Origin of the sequence: Nocardioides sp. CCNWLW216 (assembly GCF_037120545.1) — a bacterium.
GTDB classification, from domain to species: Bacteria; Actinomycetota; Actinomycetes; order Propionibacteriales; family Nocardioidaceae; genus Nocardioides; species Nocardioides lianchengensis.
Genome location: NZ_JBBBBJ010000011.1, coordinates 194,135 through 209,323, shown reverse-complemented (window position 1 = coordinate 209,323; position 15,189 = coordinate 194,135). Strand labels below are relative to the sequence as shown.

At 72.7% G+C, this 15,189-nt stretch carries 14 protein-coding genes; 9 read left to right on the top strand and 5 right to left on the bottom strand.

The window, feature by feature from the left end:
* Positions 1–211 precede the first annotated feature (211 nt).
* The gene (locus tag V7S47_RS21835) at positions 212–781 is read right to left on the bottom strand and encodes an O-methyltransferase (protein ID WP_090853008.1); all 570 of its coding nucleotides are present in this window, start codon (positions 779–781) and stop codon (positions 212–214) included.
* A gap of 389 nt (positions 782–1,170) precedes the next feature.
* On the opposite strand from V7S47_RS21835, the gene V7S47_RS21830 reads away from it, so the two are divergent.
* From V7S47_RS21830 to V7S47_RS21810, 5 genes are all read left to right on the top strand, one after another.
* Positions 1,171–1,308 (top strand): hypothetical protein, encoded by a 138-nt coding sequence (locus V7S47_RS21830; protein ID WP_170866970.1) that lies wholly within the window; start codon positions 1,171–1,173, stop codon positions 1,306–1,308.
* Positions 1,309–1,318: 10 nt separating this feature from the next.
* Entirely contained in the window at positions 1,319–2,392 is a 1,074-nt protein-coding gene (locus tag V7S47_RS21825) for a 3-isopropylmalate dehydrogenase (protein WP_336563544.1), read from the top strand.
* A 91-nt stretch (positions 2,393–2,483) separates the two neighbouring features.
* A complete protein-coding gene (locus V7S47_RS21820) occupies positions 2,484–3,560 on the top strand; it encodes a branched-chain amino acid aminotransferase (protein ID WP_336563548.1) in 1,077 nt (358 codons plus the stop codon).
* 93 nt (positions 3,561–3,653) lie between these two features.
* A complete protein-coding gene (locus V7S47_RS21815) occupies positions 3,654–4,694 on the top strand; it encodes an iron-siderophore ABC transporter substrate-binding protein (protein WP_336563543.1) in 1,041 nt (346 codons plus the stop codon).
* A 51-nt stretch (positions 4,695–4,745) separates the two neighbouring features.
* Positions 4,746–5,807: an iron-siderophore ABC transporter substrate-binding protein gene (locus V7S47_RS21810; protein ID WP_090852996.1), complete on the top strand. Its 1,062-nt coding sequence runs from the start codon at positions 4,746–4,748 to the stop codon at positions 5,805–5,807.
* A gap of 58 nt (positions 5,808–5,865) precedes the next feature.
* Here V7S47_RS21810 and V7S47_RS21805 read toward each other — a convergent pair whose 3' ends face one another.
* From V7S47_RS21805 to V7S47_RS21795, 3 genes are read right to left on the bottom strand one after another with little or no spacing between them, the layout of a single operon-like run.
* Complete coding sequence (locus V7S47_RS21805) at positions 5,866–6,714, bottom strand: ABC transporter ATP-binding protein (RefSeq protein ID WP_336563542.1); 849 nt, start codon at positions 6,712–6,714, stop codon at positions 5,866–5,868.
* Positions 6,711–7,808, bottom strand: a complete 1,098-nt coding sequence (locus tag V7S47_RS21800; protein WP_336563541.1) for a FecCD family ABC transporter permease — start codon at positions 7,806–7,808, stop codon at positions 6,711–6,713. The genes V7S47_RS21805 and V7S47_RS21800 overlap by 4 nt, the downstream gene beginning before the upstream one ends.
* A complete protein-coding gene (locus V7S47_RS21795) occupies positions 7,805–8,842 on the bottom strand; it encodes a FecCD family ABC transporter permease (RefSeq protein ID WP_336563540.1) in 1,038 nt (345 codons plus the stop codon). The genes V7S47_RS21800 and V7S47_RS21795 overlap by 4 nt, the downstream gene beginning before the upstream one ends.
* Before the next feature lie 94 nt (positions 8,843–8,936).
* Between V7S47_RS21795 and V7S47_RS21790 the strand changes: the two genes are divergently transcribed.
* Together V7S47_RS21790 and cimA are read left to right on the top strand one after the other, a co-directional pair.
* The gene (locus V7S47_RS21790; RefSeq protein WP_336563539.1) at positions 8,937–10,613 is read left to right on the top strand and encodes a serine/threonine-protein kinase; all 1,677 of its coding nucleotides are present in this window, start codon (positions 8,937–8,939) and stop codon (positions 10,611–10,613) included.
* Between the two features lie 132 nt (positions 10,614–10,745).
* A complete protein-coding gene (gene cimA, locus V7S47_RS21785) occupies positions 10,746–12,338 on the top strand; it encodes a citramalate synthase (protein ID WP_336563538.1) in 1,593 nt (530 codons plus the stop codon).
* A gap of 141 nt (positions 12,339–12,479) precedes the next feature.
* Here the strand turns inward: cimA and V7S47_RS21780 are convergent, their stop codons facing one another.
* A complete protein-coding gene (locus V7S47_RS21780) occupies positions 12,480–13,076 on the bottom strand; it encodes a TetR/AcrR family transcriptional regulator (RefSeq protein WP_336563537.1) in 597 nt (198 codons plus the stop codon).
* Between the two features lie 129 nt (positions 13,077–13,205).
* Here V7S47_RS21780 and V7S47_RS21775 point away from each other — a divergent pair, with 129 nt between their 5' ends.
* Both V7S47_RS21775 and V7S47_RS21770 read left to right on the top strand, forming a co-directional pair.
* A complete protein-coding gene (locus V7S47_RS21775; RefSeq protein WP_090852981.1) occupies positions 13,206–13,757 on the top strand; it encodes an NADPH-dependent FMN reductase in 552 nt (183 codons plus the stop codon).
* 25 nt (positions 13,758–13,782) lie between these two features.
* On the top strand, positions 13,783–15,180 hold the full coding sequence (locus tag V7S47_RS21770) for an amidase (protein WP_336563535.1): 1,398 nt from the start codon (positions 13,783–13,785) through the stop codon (positions 15,178–15,180).
* Positions 15,181–15,189: the final 9 nt, after the last annotated feature.

The window sequence follows — 15,189 nt, the reverse complement described above, 5'->3', positions numbered from 1 at the left end:
CGGCGGCTGGTGGCGCAGCGTCGTCGTGGTCGCGTGCCTGGTGCTCCTCGCACTCGTCGCCCCGGCGGCGGTCGTGGGGGGCGCGGGGCGCCCCCCCCCCCCCCCCCCCCCCCCCGCCCGCCCCCCCGCCCCCCCCCCCGCCCCCCCCCCCCCCCCCCCCCCCCCCCCCCCCCCCCCCCCCAACTTCTGCTGACTGGGCGATCTGGCCGGGTCAGCGCTTGGTGGCGATGATCGCGGAGGCGTCGGAGGCCACCATCACCTCGACGGCCGTGAAGCGCTCGTCGGTGAGCCACTGCTCGCGGAGGGTGTCGACGCGGCCGTAGGCGATGGGCGGCCACACCTCGCACGGCGTGAAGTCGTCGAGGACGACGATCCCGCCCGGCTCGACCAGGTCCGCGATCGCGTCCACGCCGACCTCGGTCGGCTCGCCCGAGTCGAGGAACAGCAGCGAGAACGGGCCCTTGTCGAGCAGGGTCGACCAGTCGGCCGCGAGGACCTCGACCTGCGGGTCGTCGGCGAAGATCTGGGTGGCCGCCTTGGCCAGCTGGCGGTCCAGCTCGGCGGTGACGATCCGGGCCCCGTCGCCGCGGACGCCCGAGCGCAGCCAGGCGGTCCCGACGCCGCAGCCGGTGCCGAACTCGGCCATCGTCCCGCCGCGGGTCGCGGCGAGGGTGGCCAGCAGCCGCCCGGTCTCGTTGCGGCAGAACGACACGTAGCCCGCCTTGCGGGACACGGAGAACGCGCGGGACACGACGTCGGGCAACTCGGGCGGTGCGCTCATGCCCGCGAGTCTTCCATTCCGGGACGTCCGTCCCGGATCGCGGACAGATTCCGGAATCCGGTGGCGGGCGTCCGGTGAGGCGGTTACGGTTCATTCACCATGCGGAGCGTCTTCGTACTTATCGACTGCCGCGGCGAGGCCTGACAAGAGAGGCCACCTCGCCGCGGTGTTCGGCGTTGCGGGCCTCTCGACCATCTGTCGGATCTCCGACAGGCCTCGATCGAAGACACCACCGCGGCGGGACGCCAGCAGCGTCGCGCGATCCGCACCCTCATGGTCGATCTCCCTCGTGTGATCCACGAGCCGGAACTTCTCGTCCGGAGTGTCTTCGTTCCAGGCCTGTCGGGCCGAAGAACTACGACAACCACTCACGAGAAGGAGCACCTGCGATGTACGACATGTACCCCGACTGGGGACCGGCCCAGCACCACCCGGAGAACCCCTACAGCCACGAGAACATCAGCGCCGCGGTCCAGCGCTCGCTCGACCTGCGGGACGGCGGCGGCGAGCGCCCGGACGACAACTAGCGTTCTCCCCATGAGTGACTCGAACCCCAGCACCGGCACCCTGAAGCTCGCCGTCATCCCCGGCGACGGCATCGGGCAGGAGGTGACCGCCGAGGCCCTGAAGGTCCTCGAGGTGGCCGCCCCGGCCGGCGTGAAGTTCGAGCCGACCCGCTACGACCTCGGCGCGGAGCGCTACCTCGCGACCGGTGAGGTGCTGCCCGACTCCGTGCTCGGCGAGATCCGCGAGCACGACGCCATCCTCCTCGGCGCGGTGGGCGGCAAGCCCAACGACCCGAACCTGCCCCCGGGCATCCTCGAGCGCGGTCTGCTGCTGAAGCTCCGCTTCGAGCTCGACCACTACGTCAACCTGCGGCCGTCGCGGATCTTCCCCGGCGTGACCAGCCCCCTCGCGACCCCCGGCGAGGTCGACTTCGTGGTCGTCCGCGAGGGCACCGAGGGCCCCTACACCGGCAACGGCGGCGCCCTGCGCGTCGGTACGCCGGCCGAGGTGGCCACCGAGGTCTCGGTCAACACCGCCTTCGGTGTCGAGCGCGTCGTCCGCGACGCCTTCGCCCGGGCCCAGCGCCGCCCGCGCAAGAAGCTCACCCTGGTCCACAAGACCAACGTCCTCGTGAACGCCGGCTCCGTGTGGTGGCGGCTGTTCCAGGAGGTCGCCGCCGAGTACCCCGAGGTGACGACCGACTACATGCACATCGACGCGGCCATGATCTTCATGACGACCGACCCGTCGCGCTTCGACGTGATCGTCACCGACAACCTGTTCGGCGACATCATCACCGACCTCGCCGCCGCCATCACCGGTGGCATCGGTCTGGCCGCCTCCGGCAACGTGAACCCCGACCGGACCGCGCCCTCCATGTTCGAGCCGGTGCACGGCTCGGCCCCCGACATCGCCGGTCAGCAGAAGGCCGACCCGACCGCGGCCATCCTCTCCGCGGCGCTCCTGCTCGACCACCTCGGCCACGCCGAGGCGGCTTCCGTCATCGAGGACGCGGCCATCGCCGACCTCGCCGCACGCGAGGCGGGCAGCACCCGTCGTACCTCCGAGGTCGGCGACGCGATCGCCGCCCGAGTACAGGGCTGACGCGTCACCTCGACCTCCGCGGGGCCGGGGCGCGTCAGGCGCCTCGGCCCCGCGCTCTTTTCTGCGTCCGAAAGACGGTAATTTGATGTCCATGCAGATCACCACCACCCGCTCGAGCAACCCCGTCAGCGACGAGCGGCTCGCGGAGATCCTCGCCAATCCCGGGTTCGGCGTGCACTTCACCGACCACATGTTCACCGTCGAGTGGACGCCCGACGCGGGCTGGCACGACGCGCGCATCGAGCCCTACGGCCCGCTGTCGCTCGACCCGGCGACCGCCGTCCTGCACTACGCGCAGGAGACCTTCGAGGGCATGAAGGCCTACCGGCACGAGGACGGGTCGGTCTGGTCGTTCCGCCCCGAGGAGAACGCCGCCCGGATGGAGCGCTCGAGCCACCGGCTCGCGCTGCCCGTGCTGCCGGTCGAGGACTTCGTCCAGGCCGTGCAGGCGCTGGTCGAGATCGACCAGCGCTGGGTGCCGGAGGCGGCGGGGGAGAAGAGCCTCTACCTGCGGCCGTTCATGTTCGCCTCCGAGGCGTTCCTCGGGGTCCGCCCGTCCCAGCACGTCACCTTCATGGTGATCGCCAGCCCGGCCGGCTCCTACTTCAAGGGCGGCGTGAAGCCGGTCAGCCTCTGGCTCACCGAGGAGTACACCCGCGCGGGCCGCGGCGGCATGGGTGCGGCCAAGACCGGCGGCAACTACGCCAGCTCGCTGGTCGCCCAGCAGGAGGCGTCGTCGCACGGCTGCGACCAGGTCGTCTTCCTCGACGCCCAGGAGGGCACGTACGTCGAGGAGCTCGGCGGCATGAACATGTACTTCGTCTACGCCGACGGCCGCATCGTCACCCCGGAGACCGGCACCATCCTGGAGGGCATCACCCGCTCCTCGATCATCGAGCTGGCCGGCAAGATGGGCCACCAGGTCGAGGAGCGGAAGTTCGCGATCGAGGAGTGGAAGCAGGGAGTCGCCGCCGGCGAGATCGTGGAGATCTTCGCCTGTGGCACCGCGGCCGTCGTGACCCCCGTCGGCTCCCTGAAGTGGGACGGCGGCGAGGTGGGCACCCCCGAGGGCGGGGACGAGCTGTGGAAGCGGATCCGCCAGGAGCTCGTCGACGTCCAGTTCGGCCGGGCCGAGGACGGCTTCGGCTGGATGAAGCGGCTCGTCTGATTCTGCTCGGCGTGCTCGATCCGCCGGGACCCGGAGCGACGCCCTCGACCTCTCTGGATTAAGGTCAGCCTTACCTAATCCAGGAGGACCTCCATGCGCCGCCGTCCCTCGTTCGCCCTCGCCGTGCTCGGACTGCTGCTGTCCGGCAGTCTCGTCGCGTGCGGCGACGGCGACTCCTCGTCGGCCACGGAGGACCCGAGCACCGGTCCCGCGGCTGAGGGGGCCCAGTTCCCGGTGACCGTCCCGCACCAGTTCGGCGAGACCACGGTCGCCGAGCAGCCCGAGCGCGTGGTCAGTGTCGGCTACACCGAGCAGGACATCCTCCTCCAGCTCGGGGTCACGCCGGTCGCCGTGACCGACTGGTACGGCGACCAGCCGTTCGCCACCTGGCCGTGGGCCACCGAGCTGCTCGGGGACGCCGAGCCCGAGGTCCTCTCCCTCCAGAACGGCTTCGAGTTCGAGAAGATCGCCGCGCTCAAGCCTGACCTGATCGTCGGCACGAACGCCGGGATGACCGAGAAGGACTACGAGCTGCTGGCCAAGATCGCGCCGACGATCACCAGTGTCGAGGGCTCCACCCAGTACTTCTCCTCCTGGCAGGACCAGACCCTCCAGGTCGCCCGGGCGCTCGGTCGCGAGGCCGACGGCCAGGCGCTCGTCGACGAGGTCGAGCAGAAGTACGCCGACGTCGCCGCCGCCCACCCGGACTGGCAGGGCAAGAGCGCGACCTTCTCCCAGGGCGGCCCGTACGACGGTCAGCTCTACGTCTACCCCGACGGCCTCAGCACCGACTTCCTCACCGAGCTCGGCTTCGTGATGACGCCCGGCCTGGAGAAGTACGCGCCCGAGGTGGGCTCGCAGGCCGAGATCTCCGCCGAGAACGTCAACCTGATCGACGCCGACGTGATCGTCTGGGCGACCGAGAATCCCGAGCAGTTCGACGAGCTCCAGGCCTTCAGCACGGTCTCGAAGCTGCCGGCCGTCACCGAGAACCGGTCGGTCTACACCGACGAGGTCCTGGCCGGGGCGATCTACTTCCTCACCCCGCTCAGCCAGCTCTACCTGATCGACCGGCTGACGCCGATGCTCGAGGCCGCCGCCACCGGCGAGGCGCCGCGCGAGTACCCGTCCTGACCGTCCCGTCCGACTTCCAGCCCTGATCCACCCCTGATCGCAAGGAGCACCATGAACCCCACCCGACGCCGCTTCCTCACCGGCCTGTCCTTCATGGCCGTGGCGCCGGCCGTCCTGGCCGCCTGCGGCAGCGAGGACTCCTCCTCCGGCGGCAGCACCGGCGGCAGCGCGAGCGAGGCCCCCGCTGACGAGTCGGCCTTCCCGGTCACCATCAAGCACAAGTACGGCGAGACCACCGTCGAGAAGGCGCCCGAGCGGGTCGTCTGCATCGGCCTGATGGACCAGGACTCGCTGCTCGCGCTGGGGATCGTGCCGGTCGGTGTCACCTACTGGTTCGGCGACGAGAAGCTGCAGGGCATCTACCCGTGGGCCGAGGAGGCCTTCGGTGACGCCGAGCTCCCGCTGCTGCTGAAGGACGCCGACGGGGTCGAGGTCGAGAAGATCGCCGGCCTGGCGCCCGATCTGATCATCGGTCAGTACACGGGCCTCAACGAGCAGGACTACGAGACGCTCTCGAAGATCGCCCCGGTCGTCGCCCAGTCCGGCGACTACCCCGACTACAGCATGCCGTGGACCGAGATGGCCCTGACGATCGGCACCGCGGTCGGTCAGAAGGCGAAGATGCAGGAGATCATCGACGGGGTCACGCAGCAGATCGCCGACGCGGCCGAGGCGCACCCGGAGTTCGAGGGACAGACCGCAGCGCTCATCACGCCGTACGAGGGTCTGTTCATCTACGGTCCCGAGGACCCGCGGTCGCGGATGCTGACCGACCTCGGCTTCACGCTGCACCCGGTGATCACCACCGCCGACGACAGCGAGTTCGGCATCTCGCTGTCCGCGGAGCGCACCGCCGACCTGGGCGACGTCGGGGTGGCCGTCTGGTACGACCTCAACGCCGACAAGACCGTCGCCGGCATCTGGGAGGGCCTGCCCTCGGCGAAGGAGGGGCGTTTCGTGGACATCAACGAGAAGCAGGACGGCTCCTACTACGTGGGCCACAGCTTCGTGACGCCGCTGGCCATCCCCTACGTGCTGGAGCGCTACGTGCCGCAGCTGGCCGCGGCCGTCGACGGCGACCCGGCCACGACGGTGCCGTCCTCCAAGATCTGAGGACCCCCTCGTACGACGAACGCCCCCGGCTCGCCGAGCCGGGGGCGTTCGCGCGTGCTCAGGGCAGCAGCGGCGTCGACTCGGGGTGCGGGGCGGCGGCGACGGCCTCGGCCGAGGAGCGCGGCACGATGATCGGCAGCTCGGTGCGGGGGTCGGGCAGGACGTCGGCGTCGAGGCCGAAGACCTCCCGCAGCATCGCGGCGGTGACGACGTCGGTGGGCGTGCCCTGCGTGACGATCGCGCCGTCCTTCATCACGACCATGTGGTCGCTGTAGCGGGCGGCCAGGTTGAGGTCGTGCAGGACCATCGCGACGGTCCGGCCACGCTCGCGGTTGAGCCGGGTGACCAGGTCGAGCACCTCGACCTGGTGGGCCAGGTCGAGGTAGGTGGTCGGCTCGTCGAGCAGCAGCAGCTCGGTGTCCTGGGCCAGGGTCATCGCGATCCAGGCCCGCTGGCGCTGGCCGCCCGAGAGCTGGTCCAGGGCCCGGTCGCGGAGGTCGGCGGTGTCGGTCATGGACAGCGCGGACTCGACGACCGCCTCATCCTCGGGCGACCACTGGCTGAACCAGCGCTGGTGGGGGTGCCGGCCCCGGCCGACCAGGTCGCGGACGAGGAGGCCCTCGGGGGCGACCGGGGTCTGGGGGAGCAGGGCCATCCGGCGGGCGATCTCGCGCGTGGGCAGCGACTGGATCGGCTCGCCGTCGAGCAGCACGGTGCCGCTGGACGGCTTCAGCAGCCGGGCCAGGGTGCGCAGCATCGTCGACTTGCCGCAGCCGTTGGGTCCGATGATCGTCGTCACCTTGCCGTCGGGGATCGCGAAGGTCAGGTCGCGGACGACCGGGACCTCGCCGTACCCGACGGTGACGGAGTCGGCGCGGAGACGGGACGCGGGCGAGGTGGAGGTCATGCCGACACCTTTCGGTTGGCGCGGAGGAGGAGCCAGATCAGGTACGGCGCGCCGATCGCCGCGGTCACGATGCCGGCGGGGAGGGGGACGGGGATGACGACGCGGGTCAGCAGGTTGGCGCCGACGACCAGGCAGGCGCCGAGCACCATCGAGGCCAGCATCGGCGGCCGGCTGCCGCCGGTGAGCCGCAGCGCGATCTGGGGGACGACGAAGGCGACGAACTCGAGGGGCCCGACCGCCGAGACCGCCACGGCCACCAGGCCGACGGCGGCGAGCAGGGTCAGCAGCTGGGTGACCTGCAGGCGTACGCCGAGGCCGCGAGCGCTGTCGTCGCCGAGCATCATCGTGTTGAGGCTGAGCACGAGCAGCAGCGAGACCGGCACCAGCACCGCCAGCGTCCAGATCATCGGCCAGGCCTGGTCCCACCCGCGGGCGTTGAGCGAGCCGTTGAGCCAGACCTGGGCGCTGGCCAGCTCGGCCTCCCGCGCCCGGACGAGCAGCCACGACGTCATCGCGCCAAGGGCTGCGCTGAGGCCGATGCCGACCAGGACGAGGCGCTGGCCGTCGACACCGCGCCGCCAGGAGAACAGGTAGAGGACGAGGGCGGTGAGCAGGCCGCCGAGGAACGCGGCCAGGGGCAGGCCGAGGCGCTGAAGCGTGCCGGTGACCAGGCTCGATCCGTTCCCGCTGGCCCCGGAGAGCACGATCACCGCGACCGCACCGAGGGCCGCGCCCTGGGTCACGCCCAGGATGTCGGGGCTGGCGAGCGGGTTGCGGGCGAAGGTCTGGGTGAGCGCGCCCGACAGGCCGAGCGCGGCGCCGACCAGGACGGCGACCAGCGTCTGGGGCAGACGCAGCTCGTTGACGATGAACTGCTGGCCGGGGTCGCCGCCGCCGAGCAGGGTGGAGATCACGTCCCCGAAGGGGATCTCGAAGTCGCCGAGCGAGATGTCGAGGACCACGAGGAAGGCGAGCGCCGCGAGGGCGACCACGGTGATGAGAGCGGCGCGCAGCGGCACCAGCCACGACGCCGGGCCGACGCGCAGGGTGGCGGTCGGGGTGGAGGTCCGCGTGAGGTGGCTCCGGGTGGTCACAGGCGCACCAGCCGCATCCGTCGCACGATGAGCATGAAGACGGGGCCGCCGACGAGGGCCATCACGATGCCGACCTGGAGCTCCCCGGGCCGGACGACGACCCGCCCGACGACGTCGGCGACGACCAGGAAGACGGCGCCGACCAACCCGGAGTAGGGGAGCAGCCAGCGGTAGTCGACGCCCGAGAACACCCGGGCGATGTGGGGGACGACCAGCCCGAGGAAGGCGATCGGCCCGCAGGCCGCGGTCGCGGCGCCGGCCAGCAGCATCACGGCGGCGACCCCCATCGTCTTGTGCACCCAGGGTGTCATGCCGAGGGAGCGCGCGACGTCGTCACCGAGCTGGAGCATGTTCAGGCCGGTGGCGCCGATCGCGGCGAGCAGCAGCCCGGCCGCCATGAACGGCAGGACGTCCCACAAGACGTCCATCGGCCGCCCCGCGACCGAGCCCACCACCCAGAAGCGGTACTCCAGGAGGGTCGCCCGGTCGTTCAGCACGACGGACTGGGTGGCCGCCTCCAGCAGTGCGGTCACCGCGGCACCGGCCAGCACGAGGGTCACCGGGTTCGGTCCGCCCTTGCTGCTGCCGATCGCGAACACCGCTGCCGACGCGAGTCCGGCGCCGACGAGGGCGAACCACACGTAGCCGCTCCCGCCGATGGAGAAGCCGTAGATCCCCAGCACCACGGCGAACGCCGCGCCGGCGTTGACGCCGAGCAGGCCGGGCTCGGCGAGCGGGTTGCGCGTGTGGCCCTGCATCAGCGCACCCGCGATGCCGAGGCAGGCACCGACCGCGAGTCCGAGCAGGGTCCGGGGGAGCCGCAGGTCGTGCACGATGGTCGAGGCGTCGGAGCCGTCCTCGTGGAACAGCACGTCCACCACCGTCCCGAAGGGGATGCTGCGGCTGCCGACGGCCAGGCTCACCAGCGCGGCCACGACCACCAGGACGACCAGCACCAGCAGTCCGACCACGGAGCCGCGACGGTGGTCCGGGACCGACGGGCGGGTCGTCGGTGGCGAGGCGGTGCTGGTCACGGGAGGTAAGGCTAGCCTTACAGTCCGCAGATCCCCGCACGGCCGTCCGCTCGTCGTACCCCGGGCGGACGGGTCGCGCGGGTAGCCTGCCTGCGTGACGAGCGTGCCGAGCACCCCCTCCGGCCCGGAGGCCCCCGGTGGCCCCCGGCTGTCGGTGGGCGACTACACGCTGCTGGCCAAGATCGGCGAGGGCGGCATGGGCGTCGTCCACCTGGCCCGCAAGTCGGGCGGCGAGCGGGTCGCGCTGAAGGTGCTCCGGCCCCACATCGTCGGCGACGACGAGGCGCGCGCCCGGCTGGCCCGCGAGGTCTCCTCGCTGAGCCGGATCCAGAGCCGGTGGGTGGCCGAGATCGTCGACGCCGATCCGTGGGCACCGGTGCCGTACGTCGCCACCCGCTACGTGCCGGGCCTCTCGCTGCACGACCACGTGGTCGAGGAGGGGCCGATCGAGGGCCGCGACCTGCTGTGGTTCGCCGGGTGCCTCGCCGAGGGTCTGCTCTCGGTGCACCGGGTCGGCGTCCTGCACCGCGACGTGAAGCCGTCGAACGTGCTGATGGAGGGCCGCACCCCGATCCTCATCGACTTCGGCCTGGCCCGGGTCGCCGACGACCCCAAGCTGACCCACACCGGCTGGCTGCTGGGCACGCCCGGCTACCTCGCCCCCGAGATCCTCTACGGCGAGGACGCCTCCGCCGCCTCCGACATCCACTCCTGGGCCGCGACGGTCGCCTACGCCGGCACCGGCCGCGCGCCGTTCGGCCGCGGCCCGTCGATGGCCATCATGGACCGGGTACGCCGCGGCCAGCACGACCTGACCGGCCTGCCCGACGGCCTGCGCGGCGTGGTCGAGGCCGCGCTCGACCCGGACCCCGCCCGGCGCCCCCGGCTCGGCCAGCTGCTGGCCTGGCTGCGTCCGCAGTCGACCCGGGCGGGCGCCCGCGAGCCGGTGCCCCCGGCGCCGGTCGCCGAGGACGTCTTCACCCTGCCGCTCGCGCTGGCCGCGACCACCGCGGCGGCCGACGACCCGACCGACCGCTGGGAGGACCCGGTCGACGACCGTCCGGCGCCCACCCGGCTCGAGACCGAGCACGTCACCCGGGCGTTCCCTGCCGAGCCGACCGCCCGGCCGGCGGCGGAGCCCGTCGCCGACCCGTGGGCCGGGACGTGGGAGGAGTCGCCGTTCGAGCCCGAGCCGCCCACCACCTCGTTCGGCGAGCGGGCCCGGCGAGCCACGCTGATGGTCGGCGCGGCGCTCGCGGTCGGCGCGGGCACGGCGGCGTACCCGTGGTGGACGACGGGCCTGGTCCTGCTCCTCGTGTGGGTGCTGCGCAGCGGCTCGCTGGCGGCCAGCAAGGCCGGCGACCGGCGCCGCCTCCGCGGTCGCAAGTGGTACGACGGCGCGCAGTTCCTGCTCGGTGCCCCGTGGGACCTGGTGCGCTCGATCCCGGGCACCCTGATGCTGGTGCTGTGGAGCGCCGGCCTGGCCGTCGCCGCCGGTCTGGTCTGCTACGCGGTCGCCGCCACCGTTCCGGTGACCCTCTTCGTGTGCGGCACCGCGCTCGCCGTGTCGCTCTGGTCCGGGCCTGGCGGGTCGCGGGTGCGCTCTCCGCTGGCCCGCGTGGTGCACCCGCTCTCGGCCGACGTCCGGCGGTGGGCGGTGGCCGCGGTGCTCGTGGGGGTGGCCGCGGCCGGCCTCGGCCTGGTCGCCGGCGACGGCACCACGTGGGGTCCGTCGGGCGATCCCGCCGGGTGGACCAGCCCGCTCCCGTGACCCGCACACGGTAAGATGCCTCACATGCAGCACCGCCACATCGTCATTCCCTAGCGCGTCGAGACACTCGACGCGCCGACCTCTCGCACCCCGAGAGGTTTTTTTGTGCCCGGAAGCAAGAAGGAATCCCCGATGGACCTGCACGGCTCGTTCCACGTCTACGACACCACCCTGCGCGACGGTGCGCAGCAGGAGGGGCTGACCCTCTCCGTGGCCGACAAGCTGACGATCGCCCGCCAGCTCGACGGCCTGGGCGTGGGCTACATCGAGGGCGGCTGGCCGGGCGCGAACCCCAAGGACACCGAGTTCTTCCGGCGCGCGGCGCGCGAGCTCGACCTGAAGCACGCCCGGCTCGCCGCGTTCGGCGCCACCCGGCGCGCCGGCGTACGCGCGGCCGACGACCCGCAGGTCGCCGCGCTGCGCGACAGCGGTGCCGGGGTGGTCACCCTGGTCGCGAAGTCGCACGACCGGCACGTCGAGCTCGCGCTGCGGACCACGCTCGAGGAGAACCTCGCGATGGTCCACGACACCGTGTCCCACCTGCGGGCCGAGGGCCAGCAGGTCTTCCTCGACGCCGAGCACTTCTTCGACGGCTACCGCGCCAACCGGGCCTACGCCCTGGAGGTGCTGCGCACGGCGTACGACGCGGGCGCCGAGGTCGTCGCCCTCTGCGACACCAACGGCGGCATGCTGCCGGCCTGGGTCTCCGACGTGGTGCACGACGTGGTGGAGACGACCGGCGGTCGGGTGGGCATCCACGCCCACAACGACAGCGGCTGCGCCGTCGCCAACTCGCTGGCCGCGGTCGACGCGGGTGCCTCGCACGTCCAGGGCTGCATCAACGGGTACGGCGAGCGCACCGGGAACGCCGACCTGGTCACCGTGGTCGCCAACCTGGAGCTGAAGCTGGACCGGCAGGTGCTCCCGCCGGGCCTGCTGCGCGACTCGACCCGGATCGCGCACGCCGTCGCCGAGGTCACCAACGTGCCGCCCGCCAGCCGGCAGCCGTACGTCGGCACCTCCGCCTTCGCCCACAAGGCCGGCCTGCACGCGAGCGCGATCAAGGTCGACCCGAACCTCTACCAGCACCTCGACCCGGTGCAGGTCGGCAACGACATGCGGCTGCTGGTCTCCGACATGGCCGGTCGCGCGTCGATCGAGCTGAAGGGTCGCGAGCTCGGCTTCGACCTCTCGGACAACAAGGAGCTGGTCGGCCGGATCACCGACCGGGTCAAGGTGCTGGAGTCGCGCGGGTTCACCTTCGAGGCCGCGGACGCCTCCTTCGAGCTGCTGCTCGTCGAGGAGGTCGAGGGTGCGCGGCCGTCGTACTTCGAGATCGAGTCGTGGCGGGTGATCACCGAGACCCTGAGCCACGCCCGGCCCGGGGAGGAGGCGGTCTCCGAGGCCACCGTGAAGCTGACGGCCGCGGGGGAGCGGTTCGTGGTGACCGGCGAGGGCAACGGTCCCGTCAACGCCCTCGACCAGGCGCTGCGCACGGCGATCGGCCAGGCCTACCCGGAGGTCGCCAAGTTCGAGCTCATCGACTACAAGGTCCGGATCCTCGACCAGGGCCACGGCACCGACGCCATCACCCGGGTGCTGATCGAGACCACGGACGGCGAGTCGACCTGGGTGACGGTCGGCGTCGGCCACAACGTCATCGAGGCGTCCTGGGGCGCCCTCGTCGACGGCCTCACCTTCGGCCTCCGTCGCCAAGGCGTCTGACGCCGACCCGTCACTCGATGTCCGCTTCTCGCGGTGTGTCGCGCCGGGATCGACGGGTCGGTGAGCGGTACGACGCCGTCCGGTCACCGAACCGTCCCTGGCGGACCGACACGCCGCCGAAAGGGGACATCCAGTGACGGGTCAGCGCTGGACGACGCGGCCGACCAGGTCGGTCCAGGCCTCGTAGACCCGGTCGACCGGGAACTCCTCGATCCGCACCTGCTGGTCGAGGATCGGCACCTCCAGCGGGGCCAGGATCGCGGTCGCGAGCAGCGGCAGGTCGCCGGTGACGCCGATCTCGGCGAGCAGGTAGCGCACGTGCATCGCGGTGAAGGAGTACGCCGCGTAGGACCGCGGCCCGACCCGGCCGGCCTCGCGGATCAGCTTTGCGTGCTGGAGGGTGACCTCGATGCGCGAGCGGCCGAAGGCGCGCAGCCGGTCGAGCGGCGGGGCGCCGGGCCCGAGCGGCGGCGGGCCGGAGATGACGGAGGCCTGCCAGTCGGTCTCGGACTGGTTGAGCAGCGCGCCCATCAGTCCCTCACGGGACTCGAAGCGCCGGAAGACGGTGCCCTTCCCGACGCCCGCGCGGGCGGCCACCTCGTCCATCGTGACTGCGGCGGCGCCGTGCTCGGCGACCAGCGCGGCGGCCGCGCACATCAGCGCCTCGCGATTGCGCGCGGCGTCGCGGCGCTCCGTCGGGGGAGCACCGAGCAGGGGCAGCGGGCGGGGGTCGGACATGGCGTCGCCCACTGTAGGGACGCGGCCGGGGGTGCGCTGGCGGAATCCACCCGACCGGACCGGGAATAGAAAACGGACCGTGGTCCGTTTGGACCTTGACCGTTCCGCACCACACCCAGGAGCACCTCCATGTCCGAGACCCGCGTCGCCGTCCTCGTCGGCAGCCTCCGTGCCGACTCCCTCAACCGCAAGCTCGCCGAGAAGCTGCGGGACGAGGCCCCCGACGGCGTCACCCTCGAGATCGTCGAGGGCCTCGAGCAGCTGCCCTTCTACAACGAGGAGATCGACGGCGAGCAGGTCCCCGAGGCCGCCGCCCGGATCCGCGGCCAGGTGGCGCACGCCGACCGCGTCCTCGTCGTCACCCCGGAGTACAACGGCACCATGCCGGCCGTCCTCAACAACGCCATCGACTGGCTCTCCCGCCCCTACGGCGCCGGCGCGATCGTCGCGAAGCCGTTCGCCGTCGTCGGCACCACCCCCACGCCGTACGGCGGCCGCTGGGCGCACGCCGACGCCAACCGCTCGGCCAACATCGCCGGCGCCGTCGTCCTCGAGGACGTCACCGTCTCCCAGCCCGGCATCGAGGTCGACGTGCTCGCCGACGGCGAGGTCCAGGCCAAGCTCCAGGCCGCGCTGCGCTCGCTGGTCGACTACGACCCGGCGCCGTCCTCCGCCGCCTGAGGCCACCCCCTCTAGCGTGGGGGTCGTGACCGACCTCCACGACCTGACCGCGCTGGAGCAGGGCGAGCTGGTGCGCCGCCGCGAGGTGTCGCCCGCCGAGCTCGTCGACCACTACCTCGAACGCGCCGACCGACTCGACTCGGTCGGCGCGTTCGTCACGCTGACGCCCGACCTGGCCCGCGAGCGGGCCGCGGCCCTGCGTGACGCACCGGACGCGGGTCCGCTGCACGGCGTCCCCACCGCGATCAAGGACCTCAACCTGACGGCGGGGGTGCCGACGTCCCTCGGCTCGGCGGCCTTCGCCGACTTCGTGCCCGACGTCAGCGACGCCGTCACCCTCGGGCTCGAGGCGGCCGGGATGATCAGCCTCGGCAAGACGAGCACGCCCGAGTTCGGCTCGCCCTGCTACACCGAGCCCGAGGGCCGGCCGCCGGCGGTGACGCCCTGGGACCGCACCCGGATGGCCGGCGGCTCCTCCGGTGGGGCTGCCGCGGCCGTCGCCGCGGGACTGGTGCCGGTCGCCCAGGGATCCGACGGGGGCGGCTCGATCCGGATCCCCGCGTCCTGCTGCGGGCTGGTCGGCCTGAAGCCGAGCCGGGGGCGGGTCTCGGGCTTCCCGATGTACGGCGAGCCCACCGGGCTGGCGACGGCCGGGTCGATCGCCCGGACCGTGCGCGACGCGGCGGCGATGCTGGACGCGATCGCCGGGCGTCGCGTGGGGGACCCGGCCTGGGCGCCGCCCCCGTCCGAGACCTTCCTGGCCTCGTGTGACCGCGACCCGGGTCGTCTCCGGATCGCCCGCTTCAGCGAGCCGGTCATCACCGACGCCGCGCTCGACCCCGAGTGCCGCCGGGCCTGGGAGGACGCGTCCCTGCTGCTGGAGTCGCTCGGCCACGAGGTCGTCGACGTCGCCGTCCCGCTGCCGCGCGAGGCGGTGCCGGTCTTCGAGACCTGCTGGGCGGTGCTGACCGCGCTGTCGGTCGTCCCGCCGGAGCGCGAGCACCTGCTCCGTCCGCTCACCCGCTGGCTGGGCGAGCGGGGCCGGGCGGTCAGCGGGCCCGACTTCGGGCTGGCGATCGGCGCGATGCGCCGGTTCGCCGCAGGTGCGCTCACCGCGCTCGCGCCGTACGACGCCGTGCTCACGCCCACCGTGGCGACCCCGCCGCTGCCCGTCGGCGCGATCCGCGACGACGCCGACCCGGCCGCGGACTTCGAGGCGCAGAAGCGGTTCACGCCGTACACCTCGGCGTGGAACGTGACCGGCATGCCGGCGGTCTCGCTGCCGCTGCACCAGACGCCGGACGGGCTCCCGGTGGGCGTCATGCTCGCGGCCCGGCCGGCCGAGGACCCGCTGCTGCTGGCGCTCGCCGCCCAGGTGGAGTCGGCCGCACCGTGGGCCGACCGCAGGCCGCCCCGGTGGTGAACCCTCAGT